This is a genomic window from Niallia tiangongensis, assembly GCF_044704065.1.
Lineage (GTDB): Bacteria > Bacillota > Bacilli > Bacillales > Cytobacillaceae > Niallia > Niallia tiangongensis.
In genome coordinates this window covers 498,603-519,328 of record NZ_CP162613.1, presented here as the reverse complement: position 1 = coordinate 519,328, position 20,726 = coordinate 498,603, and the positions used below count along the sequence as shown (strand labels likewise).

15 protein-coding genes and 1 pseudogene are annotated in these 20,726 nt (G+C 36.4%); 9 read left to right on the top strand and 7 right to left on the bottom strand.

The annotated features are described in order from the left end of the window. Positions 1-5: 5 nt before the first annotated feature. Positions 6-1,916: a beta-glucoside-specific PTS transporter subunit IIABC gene (locus tag AB3U99_RS02655; protein WP_400245238.1), complete on the bottom strand. Its 1,911-nt coding sequence runs from the start codon at positions 1,914-1,916 to the stop codon at positions 6-8. A 490-nt stretch (positions 1,917-2,406) separates the two neighbouring features. Between AB3U99_RS02655 and AB3U99_RS02650 the strand changes: the two genes are divergently transcribed. Further along, on the top strand, positions 2,407-3,849 hold the full coding sequence (locus AB3U99_RS02650; protein ID WP_400245237.1) for a glycoside hydrolase family 1 protein: 1,443 nt from the start codon (positions 2,407-2,409) through the stop codon (positions 3,847-3,849). A gap of 596 nt (positions 3,850-4,445) precedes the next feature. Then, positions 4,446-5,024 (top strand): hypothetical protein, encoded by a 579-nt coding sequence (locus AB3U99_RS02645; protein ID WP_400245236.1) that lies wholly within the window; start codon positions 4,446-4,448, stop codon positions 5,022-5,024. 138 nt (positions 5,025-5,162) lie between these two features. Here AB3U99_RS02645 and AB3U99_RS02640 read toward each other — a convergent pair whose 3' ends face one another. Next, the gene (locus AB3U99_RS02640) at positions 5,163-6,593 is read right to left on the bottom strand and encodes an alanine/glycine:cation symporter family protein (protein WP_400245235.1); all 1,431 of its coding nucleotides are present in this window, start codon (positions 6,591-6,593) and stop codon (positions 5,163-5,165) included. Positions 6,594-6,888: 295 nt separating this feature from the next. Here AB3U99_RS02640 and AB3U99_RS02635 point away from each other — a divergent pair, with 295 nt between their 5' ends. Further along, positions 6,889-7,176: a PadR family transcriptional regulator gene (locus AB3U99_RS02635; RefSeq protein WP_400247935.1), complete on the top strand. Its 288-nt coding sequence runs from the start codon at positions 6,889-6,891 to the stop codon at positions 7,174-7,176. Continuing rightward, the gene (locus AB3U99_RS02630; RefSeq protein ID WP_400245233.1) at positions 7,169-7,717 is read left to right on the top strand and encodes a DUF2812 domain-containing protein; all 549 of its coding nucleotides are present in this window, start codon (positions 7,169-7,171) and stop codon (positions 7,715-7,717) included. Before AB3U99_RS02635 ends, AB3U99_RS02630 begins: the two co-directional genes overlap by 8 nt. 157 nt (positions 7,718-7,874) lie before the next feature. Here the strand turns inward: AB3U99_RS02630 and AB3U99_RS02625 are convergent, their stop codons facing one another. The 4 genes from AB3U99_RS02625 to AB3U99_RS02610 all read right to left on the bottom strand — a co-directional run bounded on the left by AB3U99_RS02625 (position 7,875) and on the right by AB3U99_RS02610 (position 13,021). Next, positions 7,875-8,519 carry an SDR family oxidoreductase gene (locus AB3U99_RS02625; protein ID WP_400245232.1) on the bottom strand — a complete coding sequence of 215 codons (645 nt, stop codon included), beginning with the start codon at positions 8,517-8,519 and terminating at the stop codon, positions 7,875-7,877. 127 nt (positions 8,520-8,646) lie between these two features. Continuing rightward, a complete protein-coding gene (locus AB3U99_RS02620; protein ID WP_400245231.1) occupies positions 8,647-10,338 on the bottom strand; it encodes a M28 family peptidase in 1,692 nt (563 codons plus the stop codon). A 15-nt stretch (positions 10,339-10,353) separates the two neighbouring features. Then, positions 10,354-11,790 (bottom strand): YfcC family protein, encoded by a 1,437-nt coding sequence (locus AB3U99_RS02615; RefSeq protein WP_400245230.1) that lies wholly within the window; start codon positions 11,788-11,790, stop codon positions 10,354-10,356. A gap of 31 nt (positions 11,791-11,821) precedes the next feature. Then, complete coding sequence (locus tag AB3U99_RS02610; RefSeq protein WP_400245229.1) at positions 11,822-13,021, bottom strand: M20 family metallopeptidase; 1,200 nt, start codon at positions 13,019-13,021, stop codon at positions 11,822-11,824. Between the two features lie 384 nt (positions 13,022-13,405). Between AB3U99_RS02610 and AB3U99_RS02605 the strand changes: the two genes are divergently transcribed. Together AB3U99_RS02605 and AB3U99_RS02600 are read left to right on the top strand one after the other, a co-directional pair. Continuing rightward, positions 13,406-14,761 carry an IS1182 family transposase gene (locus AB3U99_RS02605; RefSeq protein WP_400243959.1) on the top strand — a complete coding sequence of 452 codons (1,356 nt, stop codon included), beginning with the start codon at positions 13,406-13,408 and terminating at the stop codon, positions 14,759-14,761. A gap of 101 nt (positions 14,762-14,862) precedes the next feature. Next, positions 14,863-16,191 (top strand): IS3 family transposase, encoded by a 1,329-nt coding sequence (locus AB3U99_RS02600; RefSeq protein WP_400242725.1) that lies wholly within the window; start codon positions 14,863-14,865, stop codon positions 16,189-16,191. A gap of 54 nt (positions 16,192-16,245) precedes the next feature. Here the strand turns inward: AB3U99_RS02600 and AB3U99_RS02595 are convergent, their stop codons facing one another. Continuing rightward, entirely contained in the window at positions 16,246-17,133 is an 888-nt protein-coding gene (locus AB3U99_RS02595; RefSeq protein ID WP_400245228.1) for a LysR family transcriptional regulator, read from the bottom strand. Between the two features lie 242 nt (positions 17,134-17,375). Between AB3U99_RS02595 and AB3U99_RS02590 the strand changes: the two genes are divergently transcribed. From AB3U99_RS02590 to uvsE (AB3U99_RS02580), 3 genes and pseudogenes are all read left to right on the top strand, one after another. Then, entirely contained in the window at positions 17,376-18,557 is a 1,182-nt protein-coding gene (locus AB3U99_RS02590) for a DUF4317 domain-containing protein (protein ID WP_400245227.1), read from the top strand. Between the two features lie 192 nt (positions 18,558-18,749). Next, complete coding sequence (gene uvsE, locus AB3U99_RS02585; RefSeq protein ID WP_400245226.1) at positions 18,750-19,703, top strand: UV DNA damage repair endonuclease UvsE; 954 nt, start codon at positions 18,750-18,752, stop codon at positions 19,701-19,703. A gap of 40 nt (positions 19,704-19,743) precedes the next feature. After that, positions 19,744-20,712 (top strand): annotated as a pseudogene (gene uvsE, locus AB3U99_RS02580) (UV DNA damage repair endonuclease UvsE). Positions 20,713-20,726: the final 14 nt, after the last annotated feature.

Here is a 20,726-nt window from a genome sequence, read left to right as displayed (position 1 = left end):
GTCTATCACTTTGTCTCTAGTTGAAATAAAGAATCTCCTTGTTGTATGTGTTTTTCACCTGTTACCTCTAAGTTAAATTCTCTATAATTGGTAATAACTATTGGCGTCGTCAAAGGCTTTCCAGCTTTAGCTATTTCATCCATATCAAATTCGATCAGCAATTGCCCTTTTCTTACCATTTCACCTTGTGTAGTGTGTACAGTAAAATACTTGCCATCCAATTGAACAGTATCCATTCCAATATGAATTAAAATATCAGCACCAGTATCAGTAGTAATTCCAATTGCATGTTTAGTTGGAAATAAAGCAGACACCGTTCCATCTGTAGGAGCAAATAATTTCCCTTCACTTGGTTCAATTGCTATTCCATGACCAAGTGCACCAGATGCAAATGCTTCATCTTTTACTTTTGCTAAAGCTATTACTTCTCCATTTAAAGGACTTCTTACTTCCTCTTTTTCCACTTTTGTTGCTGCCACTTGATTTGATGCTGTAGTTTTTTGAGTTGAATTTTGGCTTTTGTTAATACCTCCAAAGAATAGTGTTAATAAAAATGCTACTACGAAACCAACAATGACAGAAATGATTGCTCCCCAAAAACCGAATGTAATTCCTTCAGGGTTAATATAAGAAGGGAAAATGAAAATACCACCTCCACCAACCATATATAGTTTCGAGTCGGCAAATCCAAGAACTCCACCACCGATAGCCCCTCCGATGCAACTAATAATAAATGGTTTTTTTAATGGTAGTGTAATTCCATATATGGCGGGTTCCGTAACCCCAAAGATACCAGAAAAAAAGGCTGGAATACTTAACGTTTTCAACTGCTGTTTTTTAGTTTTAATCAAGATTGCAAGAACTGCTCCAATTTGAGCAAAGGAAGCTGCAATCGTAGTTCCAATAATCGGGTCGGCTCCTATTGTTGCAAGGTTGTTAATGGCTAATGGAAGTAGACCCCAATGAAGACCGAAGATAACGAATACTTGCCATAATCCCCCTAAGAAAATCCCCGCAATAATTGGACTTAAATTATAGACCACCATCGTCCCTTGCCCTAATAAAGCTCCAGCCCATGTTGCAATAGGTCCAATTATTATAAAAGTTAGTGGTACTATAATTAGTAATGTTAATAACGGAACAATAAACACCTTTATTACATTTGGTATAACTTTCTTTAATCCATTTTCTACCTTAGCTGCAAAATAAGCTGAAATTATAATCGGAATAACAGATGATGAATAAGTCATAAGAATTATTGGAATTCCTAGAAATGTAATATGAATTGGTGACTCAAACATCGTTCCTGTAAATAAGGTATAAAGAGGATCTCCAGCTGTTAAAGATGTCAGTGTAGGATATACTAATGATGCTCCTATTGCCATTCCCACAAATGGACTACCTCCGAATTTCTTGATAGCAGTATACCCTAAGAAAATAGGAAGGAAGTAGAACAGTGCATCCCCAGTTGCATTCAATATTTGGTACGTACCTGAAGTACTTTCTAACCATTCGAGTGATAAAAACATTGCATTAAAACCTTTTATCATTCCAGTTGCGGCTAATACTCCAAGTATAGGAGTAAAAATACTGGATATTATGTCTATGAAACGATTAAACAGTGAACCTTTTTTCCCTTTCTCTTCTACTTCTGCAGTTGGTTGACCTTGAAATCCACCAATAGCCTGTACTGCCTCGTATACATCAGGTACATGATTCCCAATAACAACCTGATATTGTCCACCACTTTTCATAACAGTGACTACATCATCCATATTTTTTAAGTATTCGGTATTTGCTTTACTTTCATCCTTCAGTTTAAAACGGAGACGAGTAAGACAGTGAACAACACTGATAACGTTTTCTTTCCCACCCACATTGGCAATAATATCTTTTGCTAATTGCTCATATTTCATCTTTGACCCTTCCTTCACTATGGAATTTGGTTTTAACAAATAAAAAAAACCTGACCCGACTAGAATACACGCAACACAATAGCATGTTTTTCTAGTCAGTTCAGGTTATGCCCACTTAAGGTAACATTCCTTCACGGAACTTTTAAGTTTTGTTATTTGATATCTGTAATTTATCATGTGTAAAAATAAGTGTCAACGCTTTCTTTTAGAAAAATTGAATTTTTTTGCCGTTTATCAAAACTAACTTATTAACTATTTTACGCTGAAAATATAGTAGAGAATAGCGTTTACAAATTTCTTGATTGATAGAAAAAATGATGTTATAGTAAAGCCAAAATAATTAATAGTACACCTATTAGGGTTGTTACTGGTTATGCAGGCAAAACCTAAATCACAAAAGTTATAGGACTATACTGTTCTTATCTTTTGTGGTTTAGGTTTTTTCTTTTTCCTGCCGAAAGCGTAACCATAAAATTTAGGAGGGAATATTATGAACAAAACTACTTATCAATTTCCAGAGGGATTTTTATGGGGAGGAGCAACAGCAGCTAATCAATTAGAAGGCGCTTATCTAGAAGGCGGAAAGGGCATGAATTTAGCAGATGTTATGCCCGGAGGAAAGGTTCGACTAAAAGTAATTTCAACTCCAGGTTTTAATTTTGAGATTGATAAAGAAAAATATACCTACCCAAACCATGAAGGAATTGACTTTTATCATCGTTATAAAGAAGATATTGCCCTTTTTGCTGAAATGGGATTTAAAGCCTATCGTATGTCTATTGCTTGGTCTCGTATTTTCCCAAATGGTAATGAGCTTGTACCTAACGAAGAAGGACTAGCCTTTTATGATAAAGTTTTTGATGAATGTTTAAAACATAATATGGAACCAGTTGTAACCATTTCACACTATGAAATGCCATTATACTTAATTAAAGAATATGGCGGATGGCGTAATCGTGAAGTTGTAACCTTTTTTGAGCGATATGCAACAACTCTTTTTAATCGATACAAAAACAAGGTAAAATACTGGCTTACCTTTAATGAAATCAACGGTGCTGTCTTTCATCCAATTTCTAGTCTCGGTTTTTCTCCTGACACCGAAGATGTTCGTTTACAAGAAAGCTTCCAAGGATTGCATCATCAGTTTGTCGCAAGTAGTTTAGCAGTGAAAGCATGTCATGAAATAATTTCTGAAGGTAAAATTGGCTGTATGTTGATTTGCGCACCTGTCTATTCAATTGATAGTAAGCCCGAAAATATTCTTTACGCTTTCCAAGAGGAGCAAATCTTTAACTATCTTTGTGGGGATGTACAAGTTCGCGGAGAATACCCCGCTTTCTCAAAACGTTTTTTCAAAGAAAATGGCATTACGATTCAAATGGAAAATGGGGATTTAGAAACAATAAAACAATATCCAGTTGACTTTATTTCCTTTAGCTACTATATGTCCCGTACGGAGAAAAAAGAAAAAACAGCAGAAGAAAAGGCAGCAGGCAATATTTTCTCTGGTGTTAAAAATCCATTCCTTGAAGCAAGTGATTGGGGATGGGAAATCGATCCTATTGGACTACGCATTGCATTAAACCAATTATATGATCGTTATCGAGTGCCTCTATTTGTAGTAGAAAACGGACTTGGTGCATATGACAACGTCGAAGAAGATGGAAGCATTAACGATGATTACCGCATTGATTATTTACGTAAGCATATCGAGGCAATGGGAGAAGCAGTAGAAGACGGTGTAGATTTAATGGGCTACACATCGTGGGGTTGCATTGACCTAGTTAGTGCCTCCACAGGAGAAATGTCTAAACGCTATGGTTTTATCTATGTAGACAAACAAGATGACGGAAGTGGTACATTAGAGCGTAAAAAGAAAAAATCATTCTATTGGTATAAAAATGTGATAGCCTCTAATGGACAAAACTTATAAGAATCCAAAAGGCCTTTAAAGAAGGCTTTTTTATGAAGAAGCTGGGACATAAGTAAATAATTAATCGGTAAAGACGAACAATCTCTAATTTAGCTCTTTAATAAAGGTTCCTTTCATATATTGGTAATCTATGTTTTTAACTATAATCAAGTCTAAAAACTAATTCGTTCCATTGCGCTGTTTCCTAAAAACTTATTATTTTTCCAAGAAAAAATAAATTAGTAAGAAAAATGGAGCAGCCTGAATACACGTAGACTCCCTATGGGAGCTGCGAGAAAGTCCGAGACCCTGCAGGCCGAAGCGGCTCGGCGCTCGCCCCATGGAAAGCGTAGTGTATTCAGGCTGCGGATATTAACACGAACTTTACTGAAACAGCCTTTTATAAAACGAATAAATACCCGAACAACCATATGCAATTTTCTTGCGGTTGCTCGGGTTTGTCTATGGATGGAACACTTTTGTCCCAGCCTGTTTATTATTTAAAAACTATATAAATGTTAATGACGAACTAGTTATATATCATTTCCCTTCATCATAAGGTATACAATGTGCAAATACTTACGTTAAGAATCAAAACTGAATATGGGAGGAAGTATATGCTTTGGATTCTAAGTGCACTTATCCTTATAGGATTTAGCTTCTTTATCTATTCACAGATACAAAACCTACCAGAAAATCAAATGACGGCGAAATGCTTGCCTATGCTGTATGGTATGTCTTCTAGTGTGGCCATCGGTGTTTTATTTGGTACCATTATGCCCAATGAATTAGCAATGGCTACCATTTTTTCCATCATCGTGAGTTTCTCCTTCATTCTTTTAATATTTTTAAAAAGCCCGATGGTTGCCATGATAGAAGCTGGGGCAGCCAGTTTTATGGGATCTTTAATGGGAGGCATGTTAGGAGTTATGCTGAAAGAAGGAGAGGCAGTCTTAATCATTATTATGGCAGACGCCATTTTTCTGCTAAGTAGTTTCATTATCTACCATATTGTGAAGAAGTATCAGTCTAATAAAAGAAGATTCACTTCCAATCTCTTAATCGTTTCAGCTAGCTTAAGTCTAGTAATTATCCTTTTAAGTGGATTTTCTAATATGCTGAAAAAGGATGAGTTGCCTATAGAAACGAATGAGCATCATCATCAAGGACTAGTAAGGTTTAACCAAGTATTATGAAATAAAAAAAATCTTCTTATTATTAACTTTGTTAAATCCTCCTTACTGCTTTAAGAGCTTTCCATCTACTAATTCTCCAAAATGAAAAGAAGATGCCTATCTAAACGGCTTCTTCTTTTCACTCTACTTATTATTGTCTTAACTAATTTTCACCTGACGTTCCTGTTCTTCTTCATTTTCCCAACACTCCGTATTTTCAATTCCTAATTCTTTCGGATTAAAAGTCGGGTCTAATCCTTGCTTTCTTTTTACTTCATAGTCTTTTAATACTTTAAATGCAACCTTACTTAAAGCAAAGATAGCTATTAAATTGATTACAGTCATTATCGCCATAAATAAATCTGCTAAATTCCAAACCATTCCTAGCTTTGCTACTGCACCAATAATTACGAACGCAATTGTTGCAAATCGGAATATATTTAATACAGCTTTATTCTTGGTTATAAACTGAATATTTGTTTCCCCGTAATAGTAACTGCCTACAATCGAACTGAAAGCGAAAAGTAAAATGGAAACAGCGATAAAGATGTTCGCCCAACTTCCCACTTGAGCGCTTAATGATGCTTGAAGTAGGTTGATCCCTTCATATTGACCAGCGTTAAAAATATCTGTAGAAACAAGGATAACAAACGCTGTAGCAGTACAAACAATTATTGTATCCACATAAACACCTAATGTTTGAATAAATCCTTGTTTCGCAGGATGGGATACATGTGCTGTCGCAGCGGCATTCGGCGCACTTCCCATTCCAGCTTCATTTGAAAACAGGCCTCTTCTTACCCCTTGCATGATGGCTACACCAATACCTCCGCCAATTGCTTGTTCAAACCCAAAAGCATTTTTGACAATTAAAGATAGCACTGCTGGTAAGTGTGTAATATTTGTGATAATCACAAATAATGCAACTGCAATATAACAAACAGCCATTATCGGTACAATCACACTGGAGAAATTAGCAATACGATGTACCCCGCCAAAAATGATTAAACCTGTCACAGCTGCTAATACAATACCAGTAATAGCAGTATTGAATCCAAAAGCTGTTTCAAATGCAGCGGAAATTGTATTACTTTGCACAGAATTAAAGATAAGACCAAAAGTAAAGGCAATTAAAACGGCAAATATGATACCTAACCATTTTTTATTTAACCCTTTTGTGATGTAATAAGCTGGTCCGCCTCGGAACGTGCCAGGCTTTTCTGGATCCTTTGCTTTATAAACTTGAGCCAATGTACTTTCTACAAAGCTTGTTGCCCCACCTAATAGAGCTACGAGCCACATCCAAAATACCGCTCCAGGTCCTCCAACTGTAATCGCAACCGCTACACCGGCTAAGTTTCCAGTTCCAATACGAGTAGCAGAGCCGATACAAAAAGACTTAAAGGCAGAAATCGATTTCTCTCCAGCTTCATTTGCTGGCGTTTTCTCAAAAATGACTCTGATCATTTCTTTTATATAGCGAAACTGAATAAATCCAGTTTTATAAGTAAAATAAATACCAATCCCTATCAAGCCATAAATCACTACATACGACCAAAGGATATTATTTAAAAAATCTACGATGAACATTCAAGTTGCCCCTTTTTATCATTCTTTTATTTTTAGAAAATTCTATAAAAAGATAATATTATGTTTTTATAGATAAATCAACAATTTTTTTCAAAATTCGACATTTCAATTTTTTCCAATAGGATATGAACCTTCATTAAATAAGACTTTTATCCACAACTAATTTTTCGCTTATTTCACATAGATCCTTCCCTTATCTTGAGGTATAATTATATAAACTATATCGTCACACGATATATCGTAAACAGATATAAATAAGTATAGGGGAAGTGATTTCTATTTCAGGAAATAATATATTCTCCTCTCTCTTCTTTCGCCTCAACATGGTTACGGAATTATGCAGGATGTTAAAAAAATGAGTAATGGCCGTTTAACACTAGCTCCCGGCACACTTTATGGTGCAATTAAGGCTCTCTTAGATAAAGGCTGGATTGAGTTTTCAAAGAATGGGGACATGGAGAAAAGGAAGAAAGTATATACCTTAACGAGCGAAGGCTATCAAGTGGTTCAATCTGAAATCGTTAGGCTAAAGGAGTTGTATCAAAACGGATTAATAAGGATGGGAGCTCAACTAAATGATTAAAAAAGTGAAAAGAAGTTCGTTTAAAAATTTCTTTATCCATATTGAAAAAGAAGAGGCTTGGATAAACCATATGTGCAAACAAGGCTATGCCCTACAAGAAATTACTGATGGGTACTATGTTTTCGAAACAAGTACACCAAGTAGATATATATACAGAATCGAATTTCTTGAACAGGATGTTTTTCAGAAAGAAAAGGATGACTATCTAGCATTAATGAAGGAGTTACGCGTGGAGCAAGTTGCATCTATCAAAAGATGGCATTATTTTAGAAGAGATGCCTCCTTAGGTGAATTTGAGATCTATTCGGATATTGATTCCCAAATTGAGCATTATCAAAGAATTAATTTCATCTGGTATATCCTGGCTATTATCTTTATTGCGTCTGGGCTTTCTCAAGTCTTTCTCTTTAGAGACATCCATACTTTTGAAATTATCCTAAATGCTGTTTTAGTTATAATAGGAATCTTCTTCCTTATTCTTGGATTTCCACTTACTAAAAAAATTCATGCATTAAAAAAGAGAAAAAATTTGTTTCAATGATTTTTTAAATCGTAAGGATTAGAGAGCGTCTATCCTCTTACAGCTTAGGTTTTCGCACTATTGGGTTATCAGCCAAACTTCTGTTTTATCAGCCAAAACTTCCGCCTTATCAGCCAAACCAACCTGCATACCCAGACGCTTCTTCTCTAATTAACCTTTATAATCCCCCCACTGCCTCCGCAATCGCCGTTTCACCAGAAACTATATCAAAAGCTTTATTAAACACGTTCGATTCCTGTAGTGAGGCAATTACCGTCTTCGCTACATCCTCTCGCGGAATCATCCCTCTTTCAAGATTCTCCCCAATCGTTACCTTTCCAGTTCCAGCTTCATTCAAAAGGCCACCTGGACGAATAATCGTATACGTTAATCCGCTTTCCATAAGGATTCGATCTGCGTAATGCTTTGCTACATAGTAGGGCTTAAGTTGTTCATTCCAATTTTTTCGATTATGTGCTTGTAGTGCACTAACCATTACAAATCGCTTGATTCCCATATTTTTTGATGCTTCTATCATTTTAACCGCACCATCAAGATCAATTAGCAACGTTTTATCATACCCGGTTTTCCCGCCTGAACCTGCAGTAAAAATGACTGCCTCACAGTCTCGAACAACACTCTCTAGCTGCTCAACCGTCTCCTCCAAATTGCCCATCACTGCCTTTACTCCGCTTTGTTCAAATGCTTTTAGCTGATCTTCTGTTCTGACTAATGCCCTAACAGAATATACATTGCTCGCTTGTAATAACATTACTAACTGTTTGCCTATTTGCCCATTCGCTCCAACCACTAATACCTTCATTGTAAAAACTCCTTTCCGTTCCATTTTCTCCTACTATTATTTCATTTAAGAATATCTATTTCAAATAAGGCGCCTAACTAAAAAAGGCTTTCGCTCGACATAAGAACGAGCGAAAGCCTTTATATATTTAATCAAAGTATCTTTCTATCTCCATTATTACTTCTTTTATCTCATTTACTATCCGATTTCGTTGTCTAATGAAAAAGGTACTGATAAACAGGAATTCTTCTTGTGTTGTATTACTTCGATAGACGTCCTTCACTTTGGCTAAGCCAGGATAAGGCTGAAAAGGATACGTATTATCATAATCATATCTACTGGAATAAGAGAACTTAAGTCTATTGAGTTTTCCACCAATCGATTTTAAAAGCTTATTATAGGAAGTTATATCTGATTCTTCCTTTTCCAAAAGCTCTCCCGCCATTATCGAAACCCTTTCAAAAATTTGATGAATTTTAGTGAAATCGAAAGCTTCATCAGAATGATTGTCTAGATCTTTTATAATCTCCTTACTTTTTGCTAAAAAGCGGAGAAGGCTGATTGGCAAGATTGGTACATTCACCAAGTGATTCACTAGTTCTATATGCATTTCTGTATCTCTCTCCAATAAATCGCAATCCACTTTATCAACGAGATCCTCTTCTGTATGCCACCACCAGTTCCCTCCTGGTGTTTGATATCTTTTTTCTTGATCGATTGGTTCATACTTTAGCATTAGATGGATAGGAATATTCGTTCCCCAAAAGGATTGATCCGCTCCCCGAGGCAAATAATCCGATCGAGGCGGTTCCTTCTTTGTATATTCTCGAATAATATTAGTTAAAAGTTCATCCTTTTCCATCGCTGTTGATCTTGGAACTACTTGAACATTTCCTTTCGTCCCTGGAAAATCAATATTAATATGCGCTACACACTTCTCATTGATTTCCTCCCAAAATTGATCACAATACCAGGCAGACCCTGCATATCTACCATTTGAATGTCCTGGCCACCAAGCTATTTTAATGCTTCGCTTACTTTGTTGAGTAGAAAATATCCGAGCCATCTCCAGCATCAAAGAATTGGCTGTTGCATTATCTGTTGCCCCTTTATGCCAGGAATCATAATGTCCAGATACCAAAATATACTCTTCAAATTTCCCGCGAATAGTAGCAACTGGTAAACTAGTCTTTTTAACAGAATTTCTAACCTCTGTTTTCAATACGACTTCTACAGAATGCTCCTCTTTTATCCACTCGAGCAACTTGCTCCCATCTTCTTGGTTTATGCCAACGACAGGAATTTTCGTCAGTTGGTCCACATTCCCCATCGTAGGAGTACCCCAAATAGTTCCCACCGTTTCTTCATGAAGCGCCTTTTCCTTAGATGGCCATATATGAATAAGCCCTATTGCTCCTGCACTTTCTATTTTCTTCACATAATCCTCGTAATAGTTCCAGCTGATAATAATTTTGTCTTTCATCTTTTCATAACGCTCGACTGGTCCGCTTATCCCTGTTGAGTGTTCACTAAAGAAATCATATAGAAGATTTCCCTTTACCCCATGCGGAAGATTGGCACCAAATGATCTTGCTTTTGCGCGAATAGCTAGTTTCATAGGTGCTATTACAAACACTTCCCCATGAATAGGATCACTAAAGTACCCATCGAATTGGTAACGATTATATGAAATATGATGCTGTTGCAAATTTCCCACTATATAATCTACCGCTCTTTCAGCTTCTTCCTCTCCTGTTAACCGTTCATATGCAGAAAGCGCCTTAACATGTTGATTTAAAAGTTCCTTATCCATTAATTCAATAAGCTGGGGGTTCATCATTACTCATCCTCTTCATTAAAAGTGAATAATATCTGCGACGATGACAAAAACTCCGCCAATAACAAGCCATATCACAAGTAATGGCCAGAAAAACTTTACCCATTCTTGATACTTTATTTTTGACACCGCTAAGCTTCCCATTAACATGGCAGAGGTAGGCAGGATACAATTAGATAACCCATCTCCTAGCTGATAGGCTAGAACAGCCGTTTGTCTAGTAACATCAATTAAATCAGCTAATGGAACCATAATTGGCATTGTAGTTGCAGCAAGTCCTGTTCCAGAAGTAATAAAGACGTTCATAATCGTTTGAAAGAAGTACATGCCGAGAACCTGAATATAACTTGGCAGATGGTCAACCATTATCGCTAATCCATTTACAACCGAATCAATAACATGTCCTTGCTCTAAAACAATAACGATTCCTTTTGCTAACCCGACAATAAAGGCACCAAAAGTGATATCTTTTGCTCCTGCCACAAATTCACTTGCAATTTTGCTAGGCCCATATTTAGATAGAAACCCTACTATAATACCTAACGCTAGAAAAAACGCAGCTAATTCTTGCATCCACCATCCCTTTTCTGAAACTCCCCAGATAAGAAGACCAAATCCTGCTAATATAGCAATGATTGTTAAATAGTGATTGACCTTCATGGATGATAATGAAGTCATATCGATATTTTTATGCCCTTCTTCTTTTTCAAGCTGGACAACAATACTCGATGATGGATTCTTTTTCACCTTTTTTGCATAACGTATAATATAAAAACTAGTAGCGATTAGCAACACAACTAAAATAATCGCACGTAGCCACATTCCTGAAAACATTGGAATTTCAGCAATTGATTGGGCAATCCCAACATTAAAAGGATTTAGTAACCCTGCTGTAAAACCTGTCGCTGCACCTAACATAACCATGGCTGTCCCAGTTAACGCATCATATCCTAATGCTCTAGCAATCGCGATTCCAATAGGTACAAACGCCATTACCTCTGCTGACATCCCGATTGTAAAGCCACCGAATGAAAATAGGGTCAAGAAAATTGGAATAATAACTAGACCACGGTTCATAAAGGTTTTTCCAACTCTTCCAGCAACTGCTTCAATCGTTCCTGTAGAATTGATAATTTGGAAAACACCACCAACGATAAAGATAAAAAAGACTGTATCGCTTGCACTTACCAAACCTTGTACAACTGCTAGTGGCAGATTAAATAGACTAATGGGATTTTGTTCAACATGTTGGTAAGAATCCTGTACTACTACTGTATTTCCTGAGTTTGCATCTTCTACCCGGTCAAATTCTCCTGCCGGGAGTATGTAAGTAAGTAAAGCTGCAAATAACACCATACATAAAATGATGACAAATGTATGTGGCATTCGAAGTTTCTTTCCCTTTTTATTTGTTACTGGAGATGCCACATTGGACGCTAGCTTATTCGTTTTCAACCTATTCACCCTTTACTTTTTTATTCATCTATTATTTCACTTGCTGTTTGCTTCTTTTCCATTCCTCGAACTCACTGCGAATCGCTTTTAGGGATTGTTCGTTTGTGCATATATCAAACGCTGTGAGCGCCAATGCTTTTGCAGCTTTATTTAATCCTTTCATCCCTTCTTCTGAACCAGCAGCATCAACAAACTCTGGAGTGTGTGTATTGGCTGAATCCGTGATTTTAATATAAGGATGAATGGTTGCTGTAACTTGACCAACATTGCCAATATCAGAGGAACCGATTCCGCCTTTTTTAGGAGGATCACTAACTTCTTCATCCAAAAGCTCCAAATTGTCTTTGAATAAATGGGCAAGGGCATGATTATTGTTTCTTTCGGCATAGATAAGTCCCTCTTCAATCTCTAAAGCGGCCCCTACTGCCTCTGCAGAATAGCGAGCAGCAGCATATATTTTTTCTCGAACTAATTCCAGCTGCTCTACGTTTTCCGCCCTTAGTAAAAATTCGGCTTCACAGTAAGCTGGCACTACATTTGTAGCCTCTCCACCTTTTGTGATAATCCCGTGAATTCTCACATCATCCTTGAAAAACTGACGCAAGGAGTTAACAGCAACAAATGTATGGATGACTGCATCCAATGCACTGATTCCTTGTTCAGGACTAGCAGCTGCATGGGCTGCCTTGCCATAATATTTAAATGTTGCATCTACACAAGCCAATCCTCCCCGCAAAACCATCGATTTCTTATGGGGATGACACATCATGGCAGCATCCACTTGATCAAAAACACCTTGTTCCACCATTATAATTTTTCCGCCACCTAGCTCTTCTGCCGGTGTTCCAAGAACAACGATTTTTCCTTTTAAATTTGGTATTGTCTCCTTTAGCGCTATTGCCGCACCTACAGCTGAGGTTCCGATAATATTGTGTCCACAGCCATGCCCTAATCCTGCCAACGCATCATATTCTGCAAGTAACACAATCGTTGGACCACCAGGTGTCCCTTCCCAAGTCGCCCTAAACGAAGTTTCTAATGTCGCAATCCCTTTTTCTATGACAAACCCCGCCTCTTCAAGTGGTTCTGTCAACCAGTTCATCGCTTGATGCTCGTGAAAACTCACTTCTGGATTCTGATGAATCTTTAATGCTAATTCGCGTAATTGGTTATCCATCGCATCTACCTTATCGATAAGTGCTTGTTTTTCTCCGACCCTCTCCAAATACATAAATATACAACCTCCGAAATATTCTGAACGATAATAAGTATATTCATCATTGTAATACCCCTATATAAATAAGTAAAATCAAGCTTTTTTTAGTTATTCATAAAATTTTTTTATGGATTACAGCTGTTTTTACATAAACAAAAATTTATAATTATACAAATACGACAAAAAAAAGAGAATCACATAGTAAACTGGTACCTGTAGTTAGGACACTTGAAAAAAGAGTGTTTTATCTACAGGTATTTTTTTATATACTTGAATCAATTTCATAAATTTAACGCTTAGAGTCTCAAGGTCTCAGAGACACAAAAAAAGGAGTACCTCCCCAAAATGTCGAATTTAGTAAGCACTACACAAACTAATAAGACTGGAGGAAGACTCCCTATGACTATTATACGACAAGGAAGCCTATTTGACCTACAAGAATTATATCATTTAGAACCTACCCAACGGTTTGAAGCTGTTTTTTCTACCATTGACATCGAACCGATCTTCGCTGTGGTAACGAAGAAATCGCGTTTTGGAAGGCCTGTTGGGCTAAACTATGCAGCGATGATTTATTCGCTCATCGCTAGAATTACGGAGCGAATTCCGTTTATTAAGGATTTAGTGAAACGGTTAAAATATGACATGATCTTTCGTCTCGACTGTGGGTTTTTAGTTTCAGACTCTATCCCCTCAGAAGCAGCTTATTCTAGAATGATTACTGTTCTTTGTGAATCCGATGTTCTTGAAAATGTGCAAGGAACACTGCTCCATCAAGCCATTTCAGAAGGCTTTGTGGAGGATGACACGGTTGCCATTGATGCCACGCATGTACTAGCCAAAGATGCAGCACCTCCAAAGGAAGAACAGCCAAAATCGGAACCGAAAAAACGTGGACGTAAATCAAAAGAAGAGCGTGAACAATGGCTTATCGAAAAAGCAGAACAGGAAGCCAACCTTCCACTTTATGACAAGAAAATAGAAGAACAACTAGATATTCCTCTGGATGAACTTCGAGCTGAAATTCCTCAAGATCCTCAATGGGGAATCAAGAAAAACAGCCAAGGAAAAAATGTTTTTTGGTATGGCTACAAAGCTCATTTAGCTGTAGGGACAAAGAGTCAGTATATCTTTCAATCTCTTCTATCTTCCGCTAATTTAAATGATGGAAAAGCTGCGATCCCTTTATTAAAAGGACTTCACGAACACGTTTTGTTTCCTTCATTACGTTATCAAACAATGGATGCAGGCTATGATTTTGAGGCGATTTATACCCAAATTCATCGAATGGGCCATCAATCTGTGATTGCTTATAATAAGCGGAATGAACCCGAACCTATTGGATTTGATAAGCACTTCGCCCCTACATGTGTTCGAGAGCATTCTTACCGTTACGATAGCTTTGATCATCAGTATGAAACATTAAAATATACACGTCCAAAAGAGTGTAAAGACTGTCCGTTAGCGAATGATGGTCTTTGCCAGAAAGTATACAAAGTAAAAATCACAACCGATCTTAGAAGATATACCGCACCAGCCCGTGGATCAAAAACTTGGAAAACCATCTTTAAACGACGTACAGCGGTTGAGCGAGTAAATGCCTATCTTAAAGGTTATTTCCAGCTCAATAATGTTCGTTATCGTACTGGGAAAAGAGCGAAAGTCCATTTTGATCTCGTAACGCTTGTTTACAATGCTTCCAAGTTAGGAGCAGATAGGATTAACCGTAAGTTAAGTAAGCAACAAGCAGCTTAAAAATTTTATAGGAGATAAAATTCTGTAAGTCTGTGTTTCTTTAAAAGCTCGAATTATGAAATTAACTCACTTAAATTACTAAAAAGGGATTAGGGGACAACATGAGTAAGATAACATTTTCAACTAAAGAGATAAAAATGCTTAAAAGGAATCCAAATGTACAAAGTGTCAGCGAGCGAGCTATTACCTATACGGATTCATTTAAAAATAGATTTATGGATGAGTATCTAGGTGGAAAACTTCCTCGACAAATCTTCATGGATAACGACTTTGATGTGGACGTAATAGGAATTAAACGAATTGAACAATCCGCATACAGGTGGAAGAAAGCCTATGAAAAGGATGGGTTAATCGGACTCACAGACTCAAGAAAAGCCGGTTCTGGTAGACCATTAAAGCGAGAACTTACGCCGTCTGAAGTGATTGAAAGGCAAGAAGCTAGAATTAAGCTATTGGAGGGTCAGGTAGAGTTATTAAAAAAGCTAGAAGTGACAGAAAGGAGGCTGCTAAACGAAACAAAAAAACTAGAACCAAGTAGAGTATATCAATTAATTTCTGAGACCATTGAACAAAATGGTTTTAAGCGTATGACTAAGTATTTTTGCAAACTTTTAGAGGTTTCCCGTTCTGGATACTATAGTTTCCTTCAAGCATATACTATCCGAGAAGCGAGAGAACAATTGGACTTGGAAGCGAAAGAAATCATACTAGAAGCCTTTAATCGACGGGGATATAAGAAAGGTTCCAGGTCCATAAAAATGATCTTGGAGAATGAATATAACATTATATTTAGTCGTAAAAAGATACAAAGAATCATGAAGAAATATAGTATAGTCTGTCCTCATAGAAAAGTAAATCCTTATAAAAAAATCGCTAAAGCAACAAAGGAACATCAAGTCGTACCAAACAAGCTAAACAGAGAGTTTAAGCAGGGTATACCAGGAAAGGTTTTATTAACGGATATCACTTATTTGCCATATAACGGAAATAGTATGGCTTATTTGTCGACCGTAAAAGATGCTTCCACAAACGAACTCCTAGCTTATCATGTTTCTGACCGTATTACCTTAGATATCGCAACGAAGACAATCCAGAAATTGATGAACAACAAGAAAGTAATTATACATAAAGATGCCTTTATTCATTCAGATCAAGGAAGTCATTATACGAGCCCAAAATTTCAAAGGTTATTAAAAAAATATGGTCTAGACCAATCGATGTCTAGAAGAGGAAACTGTTGGGACAATGCCCCTCAAGAGTCATTCTTTGGTCATTTAAAAGATGATGTGGACTATCAATCTTGTAAAACCTTAAAAGAACTAAAGGCAAAAATAAATCATTACATGGTTTACTATAACAATTATCGATATCAGTGGAACTTAAAAAAGATGACCCCTATTCAATATAGGAATCATCTTCTCACTGCTTAATCTCTTTTTTTACTGTGTCCTTGACATGGGTGCCAGTTTATAGTCATCCTCTTTCTACAATTTTTTCATATATCGAACAAACTCAGCTACTGTCGCGAGACTCATCGATTCTTCTCTATAATACATCCACGTTCTTCTTTTCATTTCCTGACCATTTTTAAAAATAAGCGGAGCATTATATAAATCGTCCGTCTGCTTTAAAAATACACTAGGGATAATCGCATAACCAAGCCCTTTTTTCACCATTTCCTTACACGTTTCATAGCTATCCACTTGCATCGTTACTATAGGTGGTTCAATAAACCTTTGATTCCACCAATATTCAACGCTTTGCTCGAAAGGATTATATGGACTTGTCTTATACTTTAGAAGTACTTTAGGCTCTTTTCTATTAATCATCGGCAGCTGGGGAAGCTTTTTTACATCAATCGGTTCGTTTGCAATAATACAGACATTTTCTTCGCTAAGTAGGTATTTCCTATCTGACCAGTTATAATCTCCTCTTACAATGGCCACATCAATTTGCCCATCTACTAGTAAATCCATCATTTCCGTACTAAATCCCGTATCCACATTCAATTCGACTTTCGGAAACATCTTTATATAATCCTTTAAAATCGACGGCAAATTGTACAAACCAAAGTGACTATTCACACCAATTTTCAAACTTCCAATCAGTTCATTTTCCAAATTTAGCAGAAATTCTTTCGTCTTTCGCAAATCGCTAAGAATTCTTTTTGCATACTCTACTAAATATTCGCCAGCTAGTGTCAGTCTTATATTTTTCCCATTTTTAGAAAGGATTTCAACCTGAAATTCCTTTTCAAGTTGCCGTATGCGATAGGTCAAGGCGGGCTGTGTCATAAACAGATGTTCCGCTGCTTTCGTTATATTTTGCTCCTTCTGTAAATAGAGGAGCAGTAAGCAATCCTTCTCATTCATTTCGTTTCCCCACCTGTTTCTTAGATTATCTCCTATTTAAGCATAGAGGAATAATATTGACTAGACCTCTTTCTCCCCATTAAAACAAACTTGTTTTCCCCGAACTCTATTTTCTTTCTTATAATAGAGAAACCAAATATGATAAAATGGAAAAATGATTAAAATGAGTGTGAATATATATAGCTAAAGCTTAACAAAACATCCATCATTTACTTTCAAAGTAACTTAGGAGTGTACTTAGAATGAACAAAAAAGATATAGCAAACATTCGTAAACAATTTAAAATGAACAACGATCTACTTAGAATTACAGACATGTTTAATGTCTATGTTATGAAAGAATCGAGTGATATATTCCATTATCAAAGCCAACCATTCGGGATGCTTGACCAAGATCAACAAGAGTTATTTTTACATAACTTTAAAAAATTGCTTGCCGGTAATTTAGATGAAAAGCTCTTTGAATTAAGATTTCAACAGGATGCAGAGAATAATAGCCAGCTTATATTACATAAAGGATTACTTAGCTCTGAAGTAGAAGATTGGAAAGAGCAAATGCTACAGATGGTGGACAAGATGCTTAACAGCAGACAATATGAAAAAGATATTGTCATCACATTCATTCGCGGAGAATATTTAAAGCCGAAGAAACGCCGCAGTGAAGAGTCTGAAGAAAGTGAACGAGATACGGTTTTCTCCCATCCTTTCATTTTATGCAGCATCAATAACACACAAGAGCCGAAAAAAGAATTGCTTTTTGATTATGTAGAGAAAGAATTTAAATACAATATTGTTGTTGATCCCATTATAAATCTTAATGCGCCAATGGGCGGATTTCTTTTCCCTAGCTTTTCAGACAATGCCGCAGATGTTAACCATATTCTCTATGCTGCAGGCAAGATACATGAACCAGATTACCAATTTATCGAAGAAGTGCTCAACGGCGAAGAAATGATGACTGCTCAAGATGATAAAATTGTGTTTGAAGAAATTATTAAAGACGTCACCGGAGATCAATTAAGCACCTCTACTCTTTCCAATGTTTATGAGGAAATTAACCGTATGATTGTGGAAAATGAAGAGGAAGAAGTTCCAAAACTAGACTCCAAGGACGTCGAGAAGGTCTTAAAAATGAGTGGTGTGGAGGATATCAGTCCAGAAAAGGTCGAATTTGCCTTCAAAAAGATTATTGATGATGATAAGTACGAGTTAAAAGCAAGTAATATCTTACCAAAATTCACATCAAAGTCGATTAAGATCAGCACAAAAATCGCGAATATCGCAATCAGTCCACCAGACTTACGATATGTAAAACAAATCGAATTTAGCGGAAAACGGTACTTGATGATTGAGGTCGAAGAAGATACCGTTATTGAAGGATTTACGATGATTCCCGAAGCTTTTGGTGAAAGCTCAGAAGAATAAGCGATTAAAATAGTGGTTTCTCATGTTAGATGATAAAGGAGAAAACTCTATTTGTTTTATTCAAGGTGATCACAAGAAAACTTTTTTCGTTAATTTCAATTAGAAACAACACATAGAGTCTAAAGGAATAAGGAAACATAAAGGAATAAGGAAACATAAAGGAATAAGGATTGAACAGAAAGGAAAAAATAGATGAAAATTAGGTTTGGATATGTAGCAAATGCATTAGGATTATGGGATGCAAGTCCTTCAAAAGCTTTAACCTTCTCCCGGTATTCACTGCTTCCTAAACAGGAAGCAGAAGAAAAACTACTAGAAGTTACAGCGCAAAACTTACAAAATACCAAAAGAATACTCTATTATAATGCTGCAAATGAAATCCCGTTATATCGCTTCTCAAGTTCCTTAGTACCTTTAGCCACTCATCCTGAAGTAAATTGGGACTTCATCACTCCTTTTAAAGAGCAGTGGCAAGAACTTGGTCAATTAATAAAACAATTTAAGCTTCGGGTTAGTTTCCATCCGAATCAATTTACGCTTTTCACTAGTCCAAGAGAAGAAGTGACCAAAAACGCAGTAAAAGACATGGAGTTTCATTATAAAATGTTAAAAGCCATGGATGCACTCGATACTAGCATCATTAATATTCATATCGGTGGAGCATACGGTGATAAAAAGGCATCTTTAAGTCGTTTCCATCAAAATTTAAAACAATTGCCTAATGAAATTAAAAATCATATGACGCTTGAAAACGATGATAAAACGTATAATGTTAAAGAAACACTGATGACTTGTGAACAGGAAGACATTCCAATGATTCTTGATTTTCATCATCATATGGCAAATAAAGAAGATATCGATTTATCTCTTTATTTAGAAAGAATTTTCAACACATGGAATAACAAAAAAATAGTCCCTAAAGTACATATTTCTTCACCCAAATCAAACCAAGCCTTTCGTTCTCATGCTGACTTTGTTTCGCTTGATTTTGTACTCCCTTTTTTAAAAGTGGCTAAAAATCTTAATCAAGATTTTGACATTATGATAGAAGCGAAACAAAAGAACCTTGCCATGTTGAAGCTTATTGAAGACATAGCATCTATTAGAGGAGTTAAACGGACTTCTGGTGGAACTCTAGAATGGTAAAAATGTCTTGTGTAATTATATGATAAAGAGGTGTAATCTATTGACCATTGTCCGACTTGGATACGTTGCAATGAGCATGATAGTAAAAAATGCATCCCCTTCAAAAACGATGACATATACTCAATTCTAGAAAATCGATGATCGGGAAGCTGCACTCCGTAAGTTAGATCGAATTGCCTTTCTGAATCTACAGAATACCCTTCGTCTTTTAAGGCACACTGCAGCTTCCGATATACATTTTTATCGTTTAACTTCAAGGCTTATTCCGTTGGCAAACCATCAAGAACTTCTTGATTGGGATTATATGAAACCATTAAAGGAACCTTTAGGTGAAATAGGGGCATTTGCAAGAAAGCATAAAATTAGAATCGATTTTCATCCTGATCACTTTGTTCTCCTTAATTCTACTCAGAAGCATGTTTTGAAAAACTCGATTAACTCGTTAAAATTGCACTATTTATTATTGAAGGGAATGGGCATAGATACAACTCATCGATGTGTCATGCATGTTGGAGGAAATTATAAGGAAACGGAAGAGTCTTTAGAACGCTTTATTGATAATTGGATGCTAGTCCCAAAATCCATTCAAAACATGATTATGCTTGAAAATGATGATACATCCTTCCCTTTGCATGATACACTTTACTTATGTGAAAAATTAGGAATTCCGCTTGTATTTGATTATCACCATCATCTTGCTCACCATCATAATAATCCGAATTGGGAAGAAAACTGGGATAGGGTCATCCAGACATGGAGAGAATCTCCTCTACCCATTAAAATGCATATTTCGAGCCCAAAAAGTGAAAAGCATTTTCGTCATCATGCCGATTATATAGATATAAATATGTACTTCGATTTCCTAAAAAGAATTAACGGAAGCATAAGCCAAATCGACTGTATGATTGAAGCAAAACAGAAAGATGAGGCACTTTTTAAACTAATGGAAGAAATAAAACTACGAAGTGATGTTGAGATTATAGATGGCTCTTCTTTCCTGCTTAAGTAAGGGAAAGAAGAGTT